The organism is Pseudoalteromonas sp. 11L1, from assembly GCF_055397545.1.
On the sequence record NZ_AP041142.1, the window covers coordinates 219,567 to 239,555 of the forward strand.

Annotated in this window: 19 protein-coding genes and 1 pseudogene; 12 read left to right on the forward strand and 8 right to left on the reverse strand. The window is 38.9% G+C overall.

The annotated features are described in order from the left end of the window. The first annotated feature begins 134 nt into the window (after positions 1–134). Complete coding sequence (locus ACZ5WS_RS16720) at positions 135–404, forward strand: hypothetical protein (protein ID WP_178957212.1); 270 nt, start codon at positions 135–137, stop codon at positions 402–404. 131 nt (positions 405–535) lie between these two features. Here the strand turns inward: ACZ5WS_RS16720 and ACZ5WS_RS16725 are convergent, their stop codons facing one another. Both ACZ5WS_RS16725 and ACZ5WS_RS16730 read right to left on the reverse strand, forming a co-directional pair. Continuing rightward, a complete protein-coding gene (locus tag ACZ5WS_RS16725) occupies positions 536–1,576 on the reverse strand; it encodes a metal-dependent hydrolase (protein WP_198522664.1) in 1,041 nt (346 codons plus the stop codon). Between the two features lie 113 nt (positions 1,577–1,689). After that, complete coding sequence (locus ACZ5WS_RS16730) at positions 1,690–2,577, reverse strand: LysR family transcriptional regulator (protein WP_464712049.1); 888 nt, start codon at positions 2,575–2,577, stop codon at positions 1,690–1,692. 115 nt (positions 2,578–2,692) lie between these two features. Between ACZ5WS_RS16730 and ACZ5WS_RS16735 the strand changes: the two genes are divergently transcribed. The 7 genes and pseudogenes from ACZ5WS_RS16735 to ACZ5WS_RS16765 all read left to right on the forward strand — a co-directional run bounded on the left by ACZ5WS_RS16735 (position 2,693) and on the right by ACZ5WS_RS16765 (position 7,346). Further along, positions 2,693–3,865 (forward strand): MFS transporter, encoded by a 1,173-nt coding sequence (locus ACZ5WS_RS16735; RefSeq protein ID WP_010388973.1) that lies wholly within the window; start codon positions 2,693–2,695, stop codon positions 3,863–3,865. 149 nt (positions 3,866–4,014) lie between these two features. Continuing rightward, complete coding sequence (gene dkgB, locus ACZ5WS_RS16740; RefSeq protein WP_178957208.1) at positions 4,015–4,830, forward strand: 2,5-didehydrogluconate reductase DkgB; 816 nt, start codon at positions 4,015–4,017, stop codon at positions 4,828–4,830. 66 nt (positions 4,831–4,896) lie between these two features. Then, positions 4,897–5,184 (forward strand): putative quinol monooxygenase, encoded by a 288-nt coding sequence (locus tag ACZ5WS_RS16745; protein WP_464712050.1) that lies wholly within the window; start codon positions 4,897–4,899, stop codon positions 5,182–5,184. Between the two features lie 375 nt (positions 5,185–5,559). Next, a pseudogene (locus ACZ5WS_RS16750) lies at positions 5,560–5,898 on the forward strand (DUF6973 domain-containing protein); the annotation flags it as partial. Further along, positions 5,895–6,248, forward strand: coding sequence for a hypothetical protein (locus ACZ5WS_RS16755; RefSeq protein ID WP_464712051.1), 354 nt, complete (start codon positions 5,895–5,897; stop codon positions 6,246–6,248). The pseudogene ACZ5WS_RS16750 and the gene ACZ5WS_RS16755, both read left to right, overlap by 4 nt. Positions 6,249–6,367: 119 nt before the next feature. Then, a complete protein-coding gene (locus tag ACZ5WS_RS16760; protein ID WP_464712052.1) occupies positions 6,368–6,952 on the forward strand; it encodes a class I SAM-dependent DNA methyltransferase in 585 nt (194 codons plus the stop codon). Positions 6,953–7,070: 118 nt separating this feature from the next. Continuing rightward, positions 7,071–7,346 (forward strand): hypothetical protein, encoded by a 276-nt coding sequence (locus ACZ5WS_RS16765; RefSeq protein WP_464712053.1) that lies wholly within the window; start codon positions 7,071–7,073, stop codon positions 7,344–7,346. A gap of 138 nt (positions 7,347–7,484) precedes the next feature. Here ACZ5WS_RS16765 and ACZ5WS_RS16770 read toward each other — a convergent pair whose 3' ends face one another. After that, entirely contained in the window at positions 7,485–8,138 is a 654-nt protein-coding gene (locus ACZ5WS_RS16770; protein ID WP_464712054.1) for a DUF6058 family natural product biosynthesis protein, read from the reverse strand. A 172-nt stretch (positions 8,139–8,310) separates the two neighbouring features. On the opposite strand from ACZ5WS_RS16770, the gene dapA reads away from it, so the two are divergent. Next, positions 8,311–9,228, forward strand: coding sequence for a 4-hydroxy-tetrahydrodipicolinate synthase (gene dapA, locus ACZ5WS_RS16775; RefSeq protein WP_464712055.1), 918 nt, complete (start codon positions 8,311–8,313; stop codon positions 9,226–9,228). A gap of 72 nt (positions 9,229–9,300) precedes the next feature. Here dapA and ACZ5WS_RS16780 read toward each other — a convergent pair whose 3' ends face one another. Both ACZ5WS_RS16780 and ACZ5WS_RS16785 read right to left on the reverse strand, forming a co-directional pair. Continuing rightward, the gene (locus tag ACZ5WS_RS16780) at positions 9,301–11,118 is read right to left on the reverse strand and encodes an Lnb N-terminal periplasmic domain-containing protein (protein WP_464712056.1); all 1,818 of its coding nucleotides are present in this window, start codon (positions 11,116–11,118) and stop codon (positions 9,301–9,303) included. Positions 11,119–11,157: 39 nt separating this feature from the next. Then, positions 11,158–11,625 (reverse strand): DUF3015 family protein, encoded by a 468-nt coding sequence (locus tag ACZ5WS_RS16785; RefSeq protein WP_464712057.1) that lies wholly within the window; start codon positions 11,623–11,625, stop codon positions 11,158–11,160. Positions 11,626–11,942: 317 nt separating this feature from the next. On the opposite strand from ACZ5WS_RS16785, the gene ACZ5WS_RS16790 reads away from it, so the two are divergent. Further along, a complete protein-coding gene (locus tag ACZ5WS_RS16790) occupies positions 11,943–13,244 on the forward strand; it encodes a DEAD/DEAH box helicase (RefSeq protein WP_054201651.1) in 1,302 nt (433 codons plus the stop codon). A gap of 62 nt (positions 13,245–13,306) precedes the next feature. Here ACZ5WS_RS16790 and ACZ5WS_RS16795 read toward each other — a convergent pair whose 3' ends face one another. Further along, positions 13,307–14,917 carry an NAD(P)/FAD-dependent oxidoreductase gene (locus tag ACZ5WS_RS16795; protein WP_464712058.1) on the reverse strand — a complete coding sequence of 537 codons (1,611 nt, stop codon included), beginning with the start codon at positions 14,915–14,917 and terminating at the stop codon, positions 13,307–13,309. A 188-nt stretch (positions 14,918–15,105) separates the two neighbouring features. Between ACZ5WS_RS16795 and fdxA the strand changes: the two genes are divergently transcribed. Next, a complete protein-coding gene (fdxA, locus tag ACZ5WS_RS16800) occupies positions 15,106–15,429 on the forward strand; it encodes a ferredoxin FdxA (RefSeq protein WP_178957196.1) in 324 nt (107 codons plus the stop codon). 141 nt (positions 15,430–15,570) lie between these two features. Then, positions 15,571–17,817 carry a carbohydrate binding family 9 domain-containing protein gene (locus ACZ5WS_RS16805; protein ID WP_464712059.1) on the forward strand — a complete coding sequence of 749 codons (2,247 nt, stop codon included), beginning with the start codon at positions 15,571–15,573 and terminating at the stop codon, positions 17,815–17,817. A gap of 92 nt (positions 17,818–17,909) precedes the next feature. On the opposite strand, the gene ACZ5WS_RS16810 is transcribed toward ACZ5WS_RS16805, so the two are convergent. Together ACZ5WS_RS16810 and ACZ5WS_RS16815 are read right to left on the reverse strand one after the other, a co-directional pair. Continuing rightward, positions 17,910–18,614 (reverse strand): TorF family putative porin, encoded by a 705-nt coding sequence (locus ACZ5WS_RS16810; RefSeq protein WP_138607893.1) that lies wholly within the window; start codon positions 18,612–18,614, stop codon positions 17,910–17,912. An 8-nt stretch (positions 18,615–18,622) separates the two neighbouring features. Next, positions 18,623–19,840: a BCCT family transporter gene (locus tag ACZ5WS_RS16815; protein ID WP_178957193.1), complete on the reverse strand. Its 1,218-nt coding sequence runs from the start codon at positions 19,838–19,840 to the stop codon at positions 18,623–18,625. Between the last annotated feature and the right edge of the window lie 149 nt (positions 19,841–19,989).

Below are 19,989 nucleotides of genomic sequence, written 5' to 3' on the forward strand. Positions count from 1 at the left end.
GCTGTGTATTTGCACAAAATAGTCAAAAAATAAGCACTTAGATCAAAAGTACTGGCTATTAGTATTTAGGCTGCTATAACTAGACTCAGCGAACAAAATAATAAGAATTTAATAACGTCAATAGAGGTAGTTTTATGAGTGACGCTCAGGCACAACAAGACCAAATCGACCAAGGAGTCATGGATACTCTCAGAGAGCGTGACCACAGTATATTAGCTAAGCAAGTTGATTCGTTAGGGTGTACTCATAACGACATCATTGAATTACTTGCTCATTATTTAGCATTAAGCGAACAAGAAGATGATGAATTATTTGATGACTGGTTTGACGCGCTTTCAAAAGAACAACACACCGTATTAAAAGTATTTGAAGTATATCGTGGACAGTACGAGCACCAAAACTAATTCATTTGGTTGCAATAACTACGTTTTGAGGTGGCACAAAACTGCTTGAATGTAATTTAGTGTTAAAAAAAGTGTGTGTTTTTATTCCTAAGCAAAATAAAAATCACACTTTTTTAATACAAGACCCCTAACTATGGCAACGAACAGTTATTTTTAGCCAATGGAGATGCCAGCGAGACTTCAGGTTGCCAAATTCGCTGCCAAATATTACCGGCATTACTAAAACTAGGGCGCTGAGAGAGTCGTTCAAAATTACCCAACTTAATGCCCGAGTCTGTTTGCTCACCTACCACAAAGTTAAATACATATTGGCATTCCATACCCATTCTTAAATCTGACAAAATCACGTTATCGGTTTGCTGGCGAATAGAATAAAACCCTTTTGTAAACCATTGTAGCCTTTGTATGCCCCATTGCTTGTCAATAGGCTTAATTAAAGACGGTGTTGTATTGTAGGCATTTAAGGTTACATCACTGGGCGAGTCAAACACGGAGGCATAACCCTCGTAGTAGTGACCGTCAGACATCACTACTACACGCCAAAGTAAAGTAGTGAGCGGGGCAGGCGTACTAATATAGCCGGTTGCGTCAATATCGCGATTGTTCAGTGCTGTTTTTACCTTGTCGTCAATATTGAGTTTAAACACAAAGGCAAGGCATAAATACGCTGTGCTTAGGCTAAGTGTAATTGCATTGATTTTATAGGCTTTACTTGTGCTTATTTTAGGTAATAAAGTAAAAGCTAAACCAATTAATAACGGTAAGGTGTAAAGGGGGTCAATAATAAACATGCTGGATACCGCAAAAGGGTATTCACTTAAGGGCCACATTAGCTGAGTACCATAAACGGTGAGTGAATCTAATAAAGCATGTGTTGATAAGCACAAAAAAACTAACCAAAACCAACGAGCTTTATAAGCCTGCATGCCTGTGTGTATTTTTAATATTAGCCACACAATCAGCGGGCTTATTAATAAATGCACAAATAAAGAATGGCTAAAACCGCGATGATAGGTAAATGCCTCTACACTGCCGCCATAGGGTAAAAATACATCTAGATCGGGTAAAGTGCCTAAAATAGCGCCCCACGCAACGGCTTTTCGACCTACTTTATTGCCTAGTACCGCGTAGCCTACGGCACTGCCTAATGCGACTTGTGTTAAAGAATCCATACTACCTCATCCAAATAATGCAACTGCAGTGTTTATACTCAGCTTAATCTTAAAACCGTCAATAATGTAAATTATTTCATTAAGTTGCTCTTTAAACTCAATTTAAAAGCGATTTATAAACTTAGTCGCGGTTGTATAAAATCTAAAAATGCAACGATACGGGAAGAAACCGCCCCATTTTTGTAATAAACGCCATAAATAGATTCTCGATTATTTGGGCTACTTACGCTGTGAGGTAAAACTTCTATTAATCGTTTTTTGGCTAAATCTTCTGCAATCATAAATTGTGAGAGAAGTGCTATGCCTTGATCAGCAATACATAAATGCCTAATGGTTTCGCCGCTGCTAGCCCTTAAATCAAAGTGCAGTGATTGCTCATGCTTCAAGGGCCATTGATTAAGAGTATTGGGCTCACTGAAGCCAATTAGGTTATGGTTTTTAAGATCTGAAACTTGCTGTAACGGTGGCGCATTTTTTACATAATCAGCGCTTGCGACCAATTTTAATTTACTTTGGCCTAATTTTCGCGCGTGCAGGTTTGAATCTTTTAAGTCTCCAATGCGAATAGCTAAATCTGTTTTGCGCTCAAGTAAATCAATAATATTGTCGTGTGAGGTAATATCGAGCGTGATTTGCGGGTATTGTTTTTTAAACTCATTAACTAGTGGCGCTAGTTGATGTAAAACAAAAGGGCTTGCTGCATCTATACGCAAGTGCCCGCTAGGTGCTTGCTTAAGTAGCTTTATTGTTTCTTCCCCTAAGAGCAGAGTGTTTAAAGCCTTTCGCGCATATTCTATGTATATATGTCCTTCCTCGGTCAGTTTTAAGCGCCGAGTTGTTCTGTTTAATAATGTGCAGTTTAGCCTGCTTTCAAGGCGAGATAGCGCTCTTGAAACCTTAGCTACATTTAAATCAAGTAAACTAGCCGCACCGGAAAAGCTGCCACAATCAACAATGGTAATAAACATTTCTAGATCTTCAGTTTTAGCTTGAACAGGCATAAATTAACTCATTTATATTTGCAAAATAAACAAAAGTATTTTGCCATTTATGCTATTTATTGCAAAGGAGTTTTTACACACACTATGCATCTATATTAAAAATGAGGATGTATTTATGCCATTGGCTTTATGGGCGCTTACCTTAAGCGCATTTGCAATTGGAACAACCGAGTTTGTTATAGTGGGTTTAGTGCCAACTATTGCAAACGATTTAGGCGTGAGCTTACCATCAGCAGGCTTACTAGTGAGCTTATATGCAGTTGGTGTAGCTATTGGCGCACCGGTACTCACTGCATTAACGGGTCGCTGGAACCGAAAAGTGGTACTTATAAGTCTTATGGGCTTATTTGTTATGGGTAATTTATTAGCTTGGCAAGCGCCGAGTTACGAAACACTAATACTGGCGCGCATACTAACAGGATTAGCTCATGGTGTATTTTTCTCTATTGGCTCAATGATAGCAACAAGCTTGGTAAGTAAAGACAAAGAGGCGAGCGCTATCGCAATTATGTTTACCGGCCTTACGGTAGCGCTTGTAACGGGTGTGCCATTAGGAACATGGATTGGTCAGCACTTTGGCTGGCGTGCAACTTTTTTAGTGGTTTCGGCATTAGGTTTAATTGCGCTAATTGGCAGCGCTATTTTAGTACCAAAAAACTTAAAGCAGTCTATTCCGGCGACGTTTAAAGAGCAGCTACAGGTTATTGTTAAGCCGCGCTTATTGCTCGTTTATTTAATGACTATATTAGGCTACGGCGGTACGTTCACCGCATTTACTTATTTAGCGCCTATATTAGAGCAGCAAACTGGCTTTGCACCATCCGCTATTGGTTTAATAATGCTGGTTTATGGTGTGTCGGTGGCTGTTGGTAATATATGGGGCGGAAAATTAGCCGACAAGCGAGGCCCAATTAGCGCACTGAGTATTATATTTAGCGCGTTAACAATTATTTTATTGGCTTTCACCTTTACTATGGAATCAAAAGTAGCCGCAGTGCTGACTATTTTAATATGGGGGGCATTTGCATTTGGTAATGTACCAGGATTGCAGCTTTATGTAGTAAAACAGGCAAAAAAGCATACTCCTAATGCGGTAGATGTCGCATCGGGCTTAAACATCGCGGCGTTTAATATTGGAATAGCCTTAGGCTCTGTTACAGGGGGGCTTGTAGTCGAGCATATGGAACTAAAAGATACCGCATGGATTGGGGCCGTTGTTTCATTACTGGCTTTAATAGTCACTCGATACAGTGGCAGGCTAGATAAACATAATGTTCAGGCTAAATAAAGCCGAACTCATATAGGTTAGTCTTGAAATAAAAATTAATGACCTCAGTATTCACATGAGGTCAAAATTTTAAATCAAAAAAAGTAATAGGTGTATTTAGTAAACACGTCGTTTGAATTTTAAACCTATTATTAAACAAGGATAAAGCTATGACACAACGTGTAATTGAAATGCCAGATTTAGGTATGGGTACTTTTCGTTTAGAAGGTAAAACAGCTTATGAATCTGTAAAAATGGCATTAGAAGTTGGATTCCGCCACATTGATACCGCGCAAATATATGGCAATGAAGAGCAAGTTGGCCAAGCAATTAAAGACAGCAATATTCCTCGTGAAGAATTATTTATAACCACCAAAGTATGGAATAATAAGCTCAACAAAGCTGACTTTGTTGACAGTGTTAAAACATCTTTAGAGAAGCTACAGCTTGATTATGTCGACTTATTGTTAATTCATTGGCCAGCACCGGTAAATAATGAACCCATGAGTGAATATTTAACCGAGCTGCTGTTAACAAAAAAGCTGGGGTTAACTAAACATATTGGTGTATCTAACTTCACCATTGCCAACTTAAATGAGGCAATGCAAACCTTAGATCCTCGCGAAATATTCACTAATCAAATTGAGGTACATCCATATTTAACCAACACTAAACTGCGCGCTTTTTGCGATCAACATAAAATTCATGTTACCGCCTATATGCCATTTGTTGTGGGTAAGGTATTAACAGATCAAACCATTATTGATATTGCTAACAAGCACGATGCAACGCCAGCGCAAGTGGTTATTGCATGGGAAAATGCCAATGGCATGACCACTATTCCATCATCGACCAAGCGTAAAAACTTAGAAGATAACTTTAACGACAAAGTTAAACTTGATGATGAAGACATAGCACGTATAGATGGCCTTGACTGCAACGACCGCCAAGCATCGCCAGACTTTGCACCGCAGTGGGATCAATAACCAAAGAGCTAAAGCTAAAATAGGTGCAGTAAAGCTGCACCTTTATTTTTTAAACAAGGAACACCCATGTTAACGGTAATTGCCACACTATCGAGTGAAAATAGCGATGCAGAGCGCCTTTTAACCGAGCTCGAAAATTTACAACAGTCCTCTCGCCAAGAAGTAGGCTGCCTGCGTTACGAGCTATCAGTTAAAAACGATGCTGAGCAAACCATCTATTTAGTGAGTGAGCAATGGGCGTCTACTGAGCATTTCGAAGCCCATAAAAACGCACCACACTTCAAGGCCTTTGGTGATGCAGTAGGTGCATTTATTACCTCTACTAATATTGATGTATATAAAATCATTGGTTAATTGCCACTAGGCTAATAGCAATGCTGGAGCTGTACTTACAGCTCTTTTTAAATATCATTTCCAAATATTTTCTTAAAATATCATCCTTTTCAGCTGCCTCTTAAATCCAAAGCTGTTTCATAATATAAACGATTTCATAATAGCAATTTTTAATAAGACACTGCTGTTTGCATAGCTACAGCTGGCTTGCCTGATATTACTGACACATTCTTTTTGCTGTGATTTTGCACCGTTATAAAGAGATTCAATGCTAGCTAATTGTTTAAAAATATTTTCTGACTATATTGTAATCAACTAAAAGGAATTAAAAATGGTAAGTTCACTCTATGATAAATACGAACATCTTACTGAGATGAGAAGTCTTATTTCAAAACACATCCTCATCATGTAACTGCGATTATGAAGTTCCGTGATATAGCGTACTCAGAGACTACCAAGCGTTTTGGGCGCAATGGACGAAATGATAAAAGTGATGCCTTTAGACATTGCTTTTGGTCAGCGACCCTATCACGAGATATCGGCTATAAGAATGCGCTAGAATTCACGAATACTCATGAAAGTAGCCCTTTAAATATAGCTGAAGAGAAGACTATGGATTTTCATAATAATAGTTACGGTCTGAGGATTGGTATTCCAAACTCAGATAATACTAAATTATCCAAAATGTGTAATGATGCGTTGAGCGCTGGAAAATTAAAAGTGATTAAAAAATGAAATACATCTTAATAGCTTTTTCTTTGGTTCTCTTTGCATGCTCTGAACCAACAAAGGATTCCAGTTTAATTGAAATATCATTCAATCAGGCTATGTGGCAAAATAATATATCGAATCGAAGGGCAATGTTAAACGACTTTTTAGCTAAATATGATGTACAAAAGCAAAATCGTTCTAGTATTAAAAAGCTCCTAGGTGAGCCAGATGGCTATTACTTATATGGCGAGTTTCCCGCATATAGGCTTAAAGAAAAAGGAGATTGCGTTGTTGCTTTTCCAATTGATAGAAAAACTGGAAAAGTAAAAAGAGCTCTGATTGAGCCAGAAAATTGCCTAATACAAGGTAATTAGCCAAGCACTTAAACATTAAAGGTATAATTGGCTCGAGATCTGTTAGTTTAGGCTGACTTTATTTTGCGCTTAACTCAGCGTTAGGCGTTTAGACGAAATATTTACTTTTGGAGAGAATATTGAGTAACGAATGGGATGAGTATGCTGAAAACTGGGATGTAGATCCTAGTGTTGAACAGTATGCAAAAAATGCATTTTCAGAGGTCTTAGATAGCATTAATATTAATGGTCTAACCGTTCTAGATTTTGGCTGTGGTACAGGCGCTTTGACTCAGCTAATGAGTCCATCGGTTGAAAGTATCGTAGCGATAGATCCATCTTCTGAAATGATAAAGCTATTGGATAAAAAGGCACTAAATAATGTAACGTCTATCTGTGATTACCTATCTAGTGAATTGGTTCAAAATTTTCCTGAGCTAGAAAATAAATTTGATCTAATAGTCGCATCGTCTGTTTGCGGTTTTCTGCCTGATTATGAAATGACATTAAGTTTATTAAAATCTTTATTAAAAAAAGACGGTCTGTTTGTTCAATGGGATTGGCTTTCTGAGGATGATTCATCGGGTATGGGGTTGTCAGAGAAAAGAGTTAAACAAGCATTTTTGGCAAGTGGCTTTGTAAGTATTAAAGTGAATAGTCCTTTTATAATGAATAGTTCAAAAGGAAATATGCCTGTTTTAATGGCTATTGGTAAAAATGATTAATAAGGCAATAAGATCAAACAAAGACGGATTAAATGATGTCGCTTTATTCAATATTTGAGCGCTATTAGCCTGGTAAAAAATGATAATTATCTCGAGATTTCTAAATAAGACTGAAAAAGTGGAGTATTATTTTGCAATCGTACCAGACGATATGGATCGCCCGTTTATTTTAGGTGCCCAAAGTGCAGATCCTAAGCTGCCTTCAATTGCTCAGTGGGGCGCATCTTCAAGATTTGGACTTGATAATCTTGATACCATTGAAGGGAAACTATGGAAAAGTTGGCGCTCCACTTTTAAGATGCTAGGTGCCTCATGGGTAATACCAATTATGGAAGAGTCAGTAATAAAAAATGATGTAACTTATGCAGTTAATCAAATTATATCTAAATCGTAAATTTGCAATTAACAAAGTGTAGTTGTTGGGCTATTTTTCTCGTTGCACTCAAAAACCAGCCGCAAAACACAGTGTTGGTAATTTTTAATAAAGCCAACAACCCTTAAATAGTTAAACCCCTTAGCCAAGCACTACTCTTTATTTAATCGATAAATCGTATTTTAAAATAAGGGCATCAATATAGCGGCTACGTAATGTAAGTTGCTTTTCGTGATCGGCGCCATGGCTAAGGGCTTTATTTAAAAGCTTCATGGCGGGGTGAATGCGGGTGCGTTCATCCTTATCTAAACTGGCTTTACTGCGCAGTTCGGTTATATCGTCTACTAATGATCTGCCAATATCCACAGCCACAATTTCATCAATTAAGCCATTTTGGGTGAGCACCCCATATTTGCTGCATAAAAATTGTTGCCATACTTGCTGTAAATGTTCTTCTATTTCACAGCCAAACAGTTCCTCGTTAAATATAAAGCCTTGCTGTGCAAGCTTAGCCAAACATTGGGAATAGTGCTGAGCAAACAAATTAAACGCCTGATTAGATGACTCAATTTTTTGCTTTATAACTCCTTGTCCCCAGTTTACGCAGCCACGGGGATAATAATCGTCGTATTCTTCACACTCATATAAGCCTGAGTAAGAGCTGCAACTCATCTGGTTTTTAATGCAATAACTTGGCTTAGGAAAAATGCTTTGAGCTTGCCAATCTTCAAGAGTTTCAGTGTCTATGTTGAGTGCTTGGCATAACTCATCAGTGTGATAAAAGTGAGTGCTTAAATAGTCAGATAAACGCATAGTGGCTCGCTTAATAGTAAAAAACAAAATACTGTTTATTTATACAGTTGTTTATTTTGTATCATCAAACCTAATAACACAAGCCATTTTATAATTAAATACTGGCTATCACTGCAAATAGCGCGGTAAATATGGTACAAATAGGCCAAGTATTAATAACAATGATTTTTTTATGCGCACCCAAGAACAAATTAAACAAGCAAGCCTTATTACTGCAATTAAAACACCTTACTTAGCCAATGGTGAGATCGATCTTGCAAAGTATGATGAACTCGTTGAAATACAAATTGCAGCGGGTGTTGACGGCATAGTTGTTGGTGGCACCACCGGTGAAGGCCAGTTAATGAACTGGGAAGAGCACTTAATGCTAATTGCGCACAGTGCCAATAAATTTGGTGATAAATTACTGATTGTAGGCAACACCGGAAGTAATAATACGCGCGAAGCAATTAAGGCAACTAAATATGGTTTTGCCAGCGGCATGCATGCCTCATTGCAAATTAACCCTTACTACGGGCGCACATCAATTGCCGGTGTTAAAGAACACTTTAAACGTGTGCTTGATATTGGTCCGGCGTTTATTTACAACGTAGCAGGGCGCACAGGTCAAGACCTCACTCCTGATATTATTGAACCACTAGCACAGCATGAGCACTTTATTGGTGTTAAAGAATGTGGTGGCAATGAGCGTATAGCGCACTATGAACAACAAGGTATTGCGTGTTGGTCTGGGAATGATGACGAAGCACACGATGCACGCCATATCCATAAAGCACATGGTGTTATTTCAGTTACGTCTAACCTGATCCCAGGATTGTTCCGTCAATTAATGGATAGTAAAAATGATGCGCTTAATAACTCATTACAACCATTAATGAACTGGCTGTTTTGCGAGCCAAACCCAATTGCCATTAACACCGCGATGATCATGACCGGCGCGGTGAACCCTGTGTTTAGAATGCCTTACGTACCGCTTAACGATGAGCAACAGCAACAAGGTGTAACGCTAATTAATCAGCTTAATGAGCAAGATTTTGTCGGTAGCCGAGCGCAGTGTGTGGATATTAGTAAGGTTTTGATTTTATCTTAAACTGTTAGACTATTTATTAAATACTAAATTTTCAAAGCAGCCTAATGTAAACACAGAGGCTGCTTTTTTATATCACTGCCAATAGTAGTTGAGTTTAAGCTGCCACATAGCTGAATTGGCATGTGTTACTGCTAATCTAATATCAATATCTTGGTTAATAGGCACTGCCAGTTCTAGTTTGGTTTGCGCAGGGTTTTTAGCATTTAAGAATGATTTTTCGTAGGATGCTCTGAGTTTAATACCTGAGTCAGTACCAGTAATGATCCCCACCTCTACCGACGAATCATAAAAGTGGCTGTTTTTAGCTAAATCACCCAAATAACCATTAATTAAGCTATAGGCTAAGGTGTTGTTGCTAAACTGCCAAGCTTGTCCGGCTCCTCCCATAACAAAGCTGCGTTTACAGGTTCTGCACAGTGCTGGTTGTCTGTCGAATCCCACATTGATTTTCCACGACCACTTAGATTCATTAGCCCAAGACAATTGGTTTGGATTGAATGACTCTAAATCTAATAAATGAATTTTATTTATGTAAGTTTCGCCATTTGTAAACATCAGCTCGGTATCTAACATTTCTAAATTAGAAAATGGAATGCGGGCAATATCAGAGGCAAGGGTATCAAAATAGCTCAGCCTAAAACCCATAGTGTACTGTGTTTGCTCAGCCGTGTGCATCGCAGAAATTGAGCTGTTAGAGGGCTTTTGGCCTTTATGTGGTGGCTGCTGAGTAAATTGAAATTTAACTTTGTTTTCGCCCATTGGCAGATTTAAGCGCGCTTGGATTAGCGCATTTTTTAACTCACTGATTTTTACTGGGGCTTGTTTTTGAATTTGTTTCACTTGTACAAGTTCAAATAAAGCGCCAATAATGGCTTTTTGAGACTGTACTGGCAAAGCTAAAAATGATTTGCTTTTTAGTACTGCTGATTCTGCAAAGATTTGTTTGGCAAAGCTGAGCTCTTTTTCACTTAAAGATTGCACATATTTTGAAAATACAGTGTCACGTGAGGGTGTAAATGTGACTTTTTTAACCGCTGATTGCTCTTGGTAAGTGGCCGAGTTTAACCTTGAAAAAATAGTGGCAGGTATTACCCAAGGAGAGCTTTCGCTAGTTAGTTGATCGCCAATAACAAGTTCAATAATTTGTGCGAGATGAAACGCGCAGTTTTCATCGGCAAAGTAATAATCAAATTCAGTGCCTAAAATTTCCCATAAGTGGTTAGCAATAAAAGCCACGTCGCGCTCGTTTAGATTAAGAGTATATTCCCATAAATCTCTTAATTCTATCTCGCCGTAATTATGCTGGTGGCGATAAAACAATTGATCTGAAAAACCGGCTTTATAACCACCAAACAAGCCCTTGAGAATATAGACTAAGCCATTTTCATTGTCTGGAACATGTGCGCCATAGTTTATGCTGTAATCTAATAATTTGTTTTTTGATTCGGTTGAGCGATTAAGTTTAAGTAATAAATGACCATATAACGATGCGGGGTTACTCATATAACCAGAGGCAAATACTAAACTAACAGAGTGAATAGCTTGTTGCTCTCGCCATTGCTGTAATTTTGGGCACTCTGCAGCTGACATTGAAAAGGTTAAACCTTGCTCTTTAAGCCATTGGTAACGCGCAGGGTAGCGACATTGTGTTAAGGGCTGGTTATTAAAAGCATGGATTGTTGCTTTTAATTCGGCAACGGGATCATTACGTCCGTTATCTGCGATAAAAAAGGATGCGTTAGTAATATAACTAATAGTAGTTGGTTGATTTTTGTAATGCCCTAATTTCAACCATATTGGGTGTTTTGCTAAAACAGAGATAGATTGCGTGGCAGAACTTGAGAAAGATATTAATAAAAAAACGCTAATTAAATAAAATAAAGGTTTCATTGTTTAACCAAAAAAAAGGGCTGTTAAGCCCTTTAATTATTAGATTGCAGCGCATTGAGATGAAAAGTTAGTGGTAATTTTACCTTCAACTAATTCATAAAATGCTTGTGCATTGTCTATTGGTGCGTTTGCGTAATCGCTGCGTACCGAAGTGATAATTTGTTGATGAGCAGTTGCATCACAACCACGTACGTTAAGCATTGCAGAGATATACTCACCTTCACCCTGTGCTATTTCTTGTTCTAATACAGGAAAAGTTTGTTGAATAAATTGCGCTGTTTTTACGTTAGCGCCTTCACAGCTCTCTACTGAAGAAATGTTAGACGATACCGCCGTTGTTCCTAAATCCCAAATAATATTAGAGATTGCTGCCGCAACGCCATTGTCTGGGAAAACCATTGCACCAATACCACATTGTTGCCATGGGTTGATGCCACTTTTTGCTTGTGACGGCATTGAAACGAACGCGCTTACTAATACCGCAGCAGTTAAACATCTTTTTATCATTATTAATTTCCTTTAATTTATATACACCCCACAAAACGGGCGAAGAAGTTTACCTGTTTTGGTTATTTAAATGCAAATAGTTATGTAACACAATGTAAAATAACGGTGTAAAATTTATAAAAGTGCAATAAAGGCGTGAATTAACGGGAATAAATCTTGCGAGTCAATACCATTTAGCTAACTTAAACAACAGCTGATAATCGCTAATTATCCTGCATTTTATAAATTAGCGGTTTCTGTTGTTTAAAACTAACTTTTTAAGCGATTTTACTGTATAATTTGCGACCCTTGATAATGTGGCCGCAGGTTATACAGCAATGAATTTTAAATCTTTTAGTTTTGCCCCTGAACTTATTCAGGCGTTAGACGAACTTAATTACCACACCCTTACGCCCATTCAGCGCGCAGCTATTCCGGCTGTTCGTAAAGGTAAAGACGTTTTAGCAAGTGCACAAACCGGTACAGGTAAAACCGCTGCATTTGCACTCCCTATTATTCAAAAGTTATTTGAGTCAGATTGCAGCACTACGAATGCGCCAAGCGCCTTAGTCCTTGCGCCTACGCGTGAGCTTGCAGAGCAAATAGCGAATAACTTTAAAGACTTTGCTAAGTACACTCAGTTAAAAGTAGTGAGCTTATTTGGTGGTGTTAATACCGCAGGACAAGAAATTGCACTCAAAGAAGGTGTTGATGTTGTAGTAGCAACACCAGGACGTCTACTTGATCATATTCGTTTAGGTAACTTAAGCCTTGCTCAAGTAAAACATTTAGTACTTGATGAAGCTGACCGTATGCTTGATATGGGCTTTATTAATGATATGCAAAGCGTAATAAAAAGCTGTGCAGATGAGCGTCAAATTTTATTGTTTTCAGCTACCTTCCCAGCAGCAATTAAACAGTTCGCCTCTAAAGTGTTAAAGCAGCCTGAAATTGTTCGTGTTGATCAAACTAACAGCACCGCAAGCACAGTACAGCACGTGGTTTACCCAGTAGAAGAGCGCCGTAAGCAAGAGTTGCTTTCTGAGCTGATTGGTAAGAAAAACTGGCAGCAAGTGCTAGTGTTTGTAAACATGAAAGAAACCGCAGATGAGTTAGTAACTGAACTTAACTTAGACGGTATCCCAGCGGCAGTATGTCATGGCGATAAATCGCAAGGTAACCGTCGTCGTGCGTTGCGTGAATTTAAAGAAGGCAAAGTACGCGTGCTAGTTGCAACAGAAGTAGCGGCCCGTGGTATTGATATTGACGGTTTACCGCGTGTTATTAATATTGATTTACCTTGGCTTGCTGAAGATTATGTTCACCGTATTGGCCGTACTGGTCGTGCTGGTAACCAAGGACAAGCAATTTCGTTTGTGAGTCGCGAAGAAGAAAACATGTTGTTTGAAATTGAAACCTTAATTGGTCAAAAAATTAAACGTGTTTACTTAGAAGGTTACGAAGTAAGTAATCGTGAAGTACTGATTGATAAAATTGGTAAAAAGCCAGCGCATTTACGCCGCACCCGTGCTAATAAGCCATCAGGCCAGGCTACCGGTGAAGCGAGAGCGAAAAACCGTTCGCGAATTTCTAATGTACGTAAAAGCTTAAAAGGCGAAAAGCTGTCACTTAAAAAGTAAGACAGCTAAGCCATTAAAAAAACCTGAGTTTACTCAGGTTTTTTTGTGCTTGAAAGAGTAGTTTAGTTGTGCTTTTCTAACATCGATAATGCAACTGCTTCGGCCGCTTTAATACCATCAATACCCGCTGATAAAATACCGCCCGCATAACCCGCGCCTTCACCTGCAGGGTAAAGCCCTTTGGTATTAATGCTTTGGAAAGTTTTATCGCGCTTGATACTGATAGGTGAAGACGTACGTGTTTCTACCCCCGTGAGCAAACCATCGTTGGTTGAAAAGCCACGGATTTGTTTGTTAAAGGCAGGAATTGCTTCACGTAGCGCTTCAATGGCAAACGCTGGCAGAACTTTACTTAAATCAGTCAGTTTTATGCCCGGCGTATACGAAGGCTGTACATCCCCTAAATTAGCCGACGATTTACCTTTTAAAAAGTCACCAATCAGCTGTGCTGGGGCATCATAATTTTTACCACCAAGCTCATAGGCTTGCTCTTCTAGCTTACGCTGTAAATCTATACCAGCTAAAGGGTGGCCAGGGAAATCTTTTTCTGGCGAAATACCCACAACAATAGCACTGTTCGCATTTCGCTCACTACGAGAATATTGGCTCATACCGTTAGTAACCACACGGCCTTCTTCAGAGGTAGCGGCAACTACAGTGCCGCCAGGGCACATACAAAAACTGTATACGGTTCGGCCATTATTACAATGATGTACCAACTTGTAATCGGCAGAGCCCAAAATAGGATTACCCGCGTTATCGCCAAAACGGCACTCATCAATCATTGATTGTTTATGCTCTATTCTAAAGCCCACTGAAAAGGGTTTTGCCTCAACATAAATGCCTTTATCGTGGATCATTTTAAACGTATCACGGGCACTGTGACCAACTGCTAATACCACGTGGCGAGTTTCAAGCTTTTCACCATTAGAAAGTGTAAGCCCAGTAACTTGGCCGTTGTCTAAATGGATATCGTCAACGCGGGTGCTAAAACGAATTTCGCCACCGAGTTCAATAATACGGGCACGCATTTTTTCAATCATGGTTACTAGTTTAAACGTACCAATGTGCGGCTTACTAACGTATAAAATTTCTTCAGGAGCGCCGGCCTCTACAAACTCAGTAATTACTTTACGGCCATAATGTTTTGGATCTTTTACTTGGCTGTAGAGCTTACCGTCTGAGAACGTGCCTGCACCACCTTCACCAAACTGAACGTTTGATTCGGTATTAAGCGCCTTTTTACGCCAAAAGCCAAAGGTGTCTTTGGTGCGTTCACGTACTTCTTTGCCACGCTCTAAAATTATTGGTTTAAAGCCCATTTGTGCCAGCACTAAACCTGCAAATAAACCACATGGGCCAAAGCCAATTACTACAGGACGCTCTTTAATGCTGCTATTAGCGTGTGCTACAAATTTGTAGTTGGTGTCAGGGGAGACTTTAACGTGTTGATCTTTTTCAAACGAGGCTAACAGGTGTGCTTCGTTATCTACCTCAACATCAAGCGTGTAAATCAGTAAAATGGCGCTTTTTTTACGTGCATCGTAACCGCGTTTAAACACATTGTAGCTGTGTAGCTGCTCTGGACTTATATTTAATTTATTGATGATGGCTTGGCCAATAGCATTTTCGTCATGGTCAAGCGGCAGCTTTATTTCGGTTAAACGTATCATTAATATCTCTTTTGGTGTCATAGCGGAAAGTAAATACCGCTCACAATAAGGGGAGTGCACAAAGCGCTAATTTATAAGCGCCATATATTACGTTAAATTGTTCGCTTTTGGCACATATTTATTGTGTTTTGGTAAGGGTTGGGTATGATCCGCAGCTGGTAAAGTTAAATATTAGGTATTAAACCACTATGGCGTTTGTAGTCACCGAAAACTGTATAAAATGTAAGTACACTGATTGCGTATCGGTGTGCCCTGCAGATGCATTTTTTGAAGGCCCTAATTTTTTGGCTATTAGCCCGGTAGATTGTATTGACTGTGGTTTATGTGTCCCTGAGTGTGCAGCTGATGCCATTTATCAAGAAGATGAATTACCTGAATCGCAAAAAGAGTTCACCCAGCTTAATGCAGAATTGGCAGAAATATGGCCACGTATAACGCAAGTTAAACCCGCCCCAGAAGATGCCGATAGCTGGAATGGTGTGGCTAATAAATTAAAACTTCTCGACACATAACTACTTCCCAACACTTATTATTAGTTTTTTGTTAATTTTATTACAAATATTAACGCGCAAGTATTAACAAACATATCTGTATAATTTACACTCCAGACCAAAGTTTACTTTTAACAAGTAAATAAACCTAAATGGATGTTTATGCAGTACTTTATACCTACAAAAATAATAAAATTGCTGTTGTTGATCAGCTTCAGCCTTGTTTTAACTCTCAGCCCCAATGCACTTGCCGATAAGCTTAATTATCAACTTGCACACATTAATAAAAACATTGATGTGGATGGCGTGCTTAACGAGCCGCATTGGCAACAAGCAACCCGCGTTGCGGTAAACTATCAAGATGAGCCGAATGAAAAAGGCACGCCACCGGTAAAAACCGATGCGTATATTTATGACGATGGTCATAATTTGTATGTAGCTTTTGTAGCTTATGACACCGATCCGAGTAAAATTCGTGCAGCGCTTCGTGATAGAGACACGCTTTGGCAAGATGACAATGTTGGTTTGGTAATTGATACCTTTAACGATGAGCGTACTGGCTATGAGTTTTATGTAAACCCACTGGGTGCTCAAGGCGACATTCGCATGACGGATACCGACGAGTGGGTGTCAGATTTATCCTGGGATGCTATTTGGGATAGTGCCGGTACCATAAACGAGCAAGGTTACGTGGTTGAAATGCGTATCCCGTTTAAAGCACTGCGCTTTGCACAAAACCAAGCCGACTCTACTTGGGGCTTTTCGATGATGCGCAACTATCAGCGTGATGTGTTGTATCAATTATCAAGTACCGGCTTTGACCGTGATATTAAATGTAGTTTATGTCAGTTTGACAAAATAACTGGATTTAATAATTTAGCACCGAGCAAAAATCTGCAATTAACGCCAACCTTAACCGCATTAAGAAACGATCAAAAAACACAGGTACCTGGCGAATGGGATAACGGCGATGTAGATACAGAAGTAGGGCTCGATCTGCGTTGGGGTATTACTAAAGATGCAGTAATTAATGCCACCATAAACCCTGACTTTTCTCAGGTAGAAACCGATTCGTTAGAGCTGGATGTAAACACCACATATTCTATTTATTACGCTGAAAAACGCCCGTTTTTCTTAGATGGCGCGTCTTACTTTAAAAGTAATTTATTTGAACTGCTCTATACCCGCACCATAGCTGAGCCTAATATTGGCGCCAAGCTCACCGGTAAAACCGACAGCCATAGCTATGCGCTAATGTTTGCAGATGACGACAACAGTAATGTTTTACTGCCTAGTAACCAAGGGTCTGGTTTTGCCAGCCTAAATGATAAAACCAAGGCAGCGGTGGCGCGATACCAATATGATATTGGCCAACAAGGGACCATAGGAGTAACCACCACACATAGAGAAAGTAGCGACTACCATAATACGGTGTTATCGGTTGATGGTAGCTATTGGTTTAATCAGTCAGATACACTTAATTATCAAATAGCCAATGCTGATACCAACAACTCTAAATTTTTAGTTGATAACTACAATTTAGCAGAGTCTCAGTCTGATATGGCGTATGCATTAAAGCTGACTCGCGATAAGCGCGATTATAAGCTTTATGCAACGTATGACAATATTGGTGAGGATTACCGCACCGATTTAGGTTATCAAGAAAAAGTAGACTATGAAAAAGTAGGTTTTGGTGGCGGTCAAACTTGGTATGGTGATGAACATGACATGCTAACAACATGGTCATACACCGCCGATTGGGATAAAAGCTGGGCTCAAAATGGCGACTTGCTTGAAGAAGAATATGAAGGTTACATGACCTTTCAAGGTCAAAAGCAGTCTGTATTTGAGCTTGGTTTGTTAAATCGCTATGAAAACTATAATGGCAATTTTTATAACCAAAATATTGGTTATTTTTATACGGCTTTTAGGCCGACTAAAGATTTGAGATTATCGTTATACGTCGAATACGCAAGCCGTATAGATTATACCAATGAGCAGTTAGGTGATGTTTTAACTACACAATCACAGGCTGTTTGGGATATTAATAATCACTGGCAGTTAGATGTTAGACATAATTATAGTCATTTAGATGATTACCAAGGGCGACGCGTATTTACCGCAAACCTTGTAGATTTTAGGCTTTATTATAAGTTTAGTATGCGCGCTATGCTTAAGCTGATTTTACAGTTTGAAGATATAGACAGAAATGAAGATGCTTACTTTTATCAGGTAAGCGAAATCAACAAAGATTATGGTAGTCAGCTGGTTTACTCATATAAAATTAACGCACAAACGTTATTTTACTTAGGGTATTCAGATAAAGGTTATCAGGATGACTCGTTAAAAAGCATTGAGCGTGACCAACGTACTTTCTTTACTAAAGTCAGTTATGCGTGGCAGTTATAACGCTATAAATACTATAAAAGCAAGATTTTGCTAGGCAATAAAAAACACGCTACTGGGTAGCGTGTTTTTTTATAGAAAGCAAAAGCTAACTATTACAAGTCAAAAGTACGTGAGATAGCAAGTACAATTCGCTCATCTGCGTAATCGTAGTCTAAGCTGGTATTCTCAGCTGCTACTTCAATACCAAACCCTTCATAGCTTGTTTGGTACGCTAAGCGGTAATGATGATACGATTTATCGCCCTTAGCTTCATCCCACTGAAATTTATTGCCATCGAGTGAGTTTGAGATATCAAAGCTAGCACGAATTGCATGATTTGGAGCAATCTCGAAAGTGTGCGCAATCATCGAAATCACATGGCCTGTATCGTAGCCAAAGTAATCCCAGCTGTACCAAAAGTTAAGCTCTGTTTGACCGTAGTCACTGGCATAACCAAATTTAGTATACGCTTCTGCGTAGTTACCATCGCTGTTATTACCTTGGTAAGTGTAATAAGCAATACCGTAATCAAGGCTTACTTGTTCGTTTAACTGAATGTATCGGCCTACATAAGCATCTAGTTCGAAGTCTGTGTCATCACCAAAATCTACATTTGATGCCCATACACCTGCATACACACCGTTATCGTACGCATAGTCAAGACTTGCTTGTAGCGCAGGGTCGTTATCTGTTTGAGTAACACCATTAAAGGTGTAATCAGAGGCAGCGGTAATCGTTGTTGACCAGTTAGCTGCTGCTGTTGTTGACAAAACCGTTAATGGTAAAGCGATAAAAAGTTGTTTTAATTTATTGTTCATGTGGTTTCCTAGCTGATAGTTTCTATTTTTGTGTAATCAATTTTATTCGCTTTAGGTGATCCTTCGATATTGCTGACTGTTTTAAATTTGCTGTAGGCAATAAAACCTAAGCAGATAAAGAATAAGCCAATAACTAAAGCACCAACCCATTGAATTTGCAAAAACTCAAGTTTAAATAACAGTGTCAATAATGATAAAGCGATAACGTTCATAGCAATATATTTAAACTTGCCTAAGCGTTTTACAGTTAAGTTTAAATTATCTGTGTATAAACGGATCAGTGAATCAAGCGAGTTTATAACAAACACGATACCTACAAACACCATGGCAAAGTTTTTGATGCCTGCAGTTGGAATACCCGCCTCGTGGTAGTGATATAACACACTAAACCAGATAGCGATTGGTATTGACGGGAAAATCAACATAGCGCCCAATACTTGGTATGTTTTTAAACCACCAACAAAACGCGATGTAAACTGACCAATCATGATGCTCCACGCAAACCACCAAAATAGATAAAACTCATGGTAATCATTCAGTGGTAATACAAATTCATTGATGTTGGCGAAGTAATTGCCAATTAAACCTATATTTTGAGTAAATGCAGAGAGTTCGCTATCGCCAAATAAGAAGGCATCAGCCCACATAAAACCAATTAATGCGATAAACAACCAAGTAGTGGCAATACTTAAAAAGCGTACATATTTAATATCGGTACTTGAATACACCGCAAAACAAATAGCGGCAAGTACAATTAAGTAAAATGCTGGAATAACACTTGAACCATCACCAAGTTCTGGTATATACCACGGTAGATTGCTTAGCAGTAAGTATGCGGTAAACGCACAAGTACCAATAATGACCACGTTGTTTAAAAATTTAACCCATGGAATTTCAAAAAACTTCACTTTGGGCTCTATTACACAGAAATAAAAGCACGTAAGAAAATAAAATCCCCAAATTAAAAATCCCCAATAACCAAACTCAATAGAGAGCGGGTTGGCAAATGCATATTCTGGGCTTGCTTTTATGTCTGCATAACCGGCAAATTCGGTTAAAGGAAACATAATAAGGCCAACGTCTAGGCCAGAGGTAAATAGGATTGCTATAAAGGTGAATGTTCTCACTGGTGTGACGCCTACTACGCGTACATTGCCCCATTTTATTAAAATAGTAACAATGGCAAGTAAGGTAAAAATAATGCCAGCATTAAGCCAAATAGTCATTATCGCCCTCCCAGAATGAATAAAAGTAACACATATATACTCCGTTTTTTATTGTGCTTGCATTAACACCGGCATAACCTATTTATGCTTGTGAGCCACTGCAAGGTACATAAAGGCACTCTTTAAGCATTTTGCTTACGAGAGAGGCC

Excerpts from the sequence above, each read along its gene's own strand:
- ACZ5WS_RS16720 (WP_178957212.1), top strand. The coding sequence starts at position 135 with ATGAGTGACGCTCAGGCACAACAAGACCAAATCGACCAAGGAGTCATG.
- ACZ5WS_RS16725 (WP_198522664.1), bottom strand. The coding sequence starts at position 1,576 with ATGGATTCTTTAACACAAGTCGCATTAGGCAGTGCCGTAGGCTACGCG.
- ACZ5WS_RS16730 (WP_464712049.1), bottom strand. The coding sequence starts at position 2,577 with ATGCCTGTTCAAGCTAAAACTGAAGATCTAGAAATGTTTATTACCATT.
- ACZ5WS_RS16735 (WP_010388973.1), top strand. The coding sequence starts at position 2,693 with ATGCCATTGGCTTTATGGGCGCTTACCTTAAGCGCATTTGCAATTGGA.
- dkgB (WP_178957208.1), top strand. The coding sequence starts at position 4,015 with ATGACACAACGTGTAATTGAAATGCCAGATTTAGGTATGGGTACTTTT.
- ACZ5WS_RS16745 (WP_464712050.1), top strand. The coding sequence starts at position 4,897 with ATGTTAACGGTAATTGCCACACTATCGAGTGAAAATAGCGATGCAGAG.
- ACZ5WS_RS16755 (WP_464712051.1), top strand. The coding sequence starts at position 5,895 with ATGAAATACATCTTAATAGCTTTTTCTTTGGTTCTCTTTGCATGCTCT.
- ACZ5WS_RS16770 (WP_464712054.1), bottom strand. The coding sequence starts at position 8,138 with ATGCGTTTATCTGACTATTTAAGCACTCACTTTTATCACACTGATGAG.
- dapA (WP_464712055.1), top strand. The coding sequence starts at position 8,311 with ATGCGCACCCAAGAACAAATTAAACAAGCAAGCCTTATTACTGCAATT.
- ACZ5WS_RS16780 (WP_464712056.1), bottom strand. The coding sequence starts at position 11,118 with ATGAAACCTTTATTTTATTTAATTAGCGTTTTTTTATTAATATCTTTC.
- ACZ5WS_RS16785 (WP_464712057.1), bottom strand. The coding sequence starts at position 11,625 with ATGATAAAAAGATGTTTAACTGCTGCGGTATTAGTAAGCGCGTTCGTT.
- ACZ5WS_RS16790 (WP_054201651.1), top strand. The coding sequence starts at position 11,943 with ATGAATTTTAAATCTTTTAGTTTTGCCCCTGAACTTATTCAGGCGTTA.
- ACZ5WS_RS16795 (WP_464712058.1), bottom strand. The coding sequence starts at position 14,917 with ATGATACGTTTAACCGAAATAAAGCTGCCGCTTGACCATGACGAAAAT.
- fdxA (WP_178957196.1), top strand. The coding sequence starts at position 15,106 with ATGGCGTTTGTAGTCACCGAAAACTGTATAAAATGTAAGTACACTGAT.
- ACZ5WS_RS16805 (WP_464712059.1), top strand. The coding sequence starts at position 15,571 with ATGCAGTACTTTATACCTACAAAAATAATAAAATTGCTGTTGTTGATC.
- ACZ5WS_RS16810 (WP_138607893.1), bottom strand. The coding sequence starts at position 18,614 with ATGAACAATAAATTAAAACAACTTTTTATCGCTTTACCATTAACGGTT.
- ACZ5WS_RS16815 (WP_178957193.1), bottom strand. The coding sequence starts at position 19,840 with ATGACTATTTGGCTTAATGCTGGCATTATTTTTACCTTACTTGCCATT.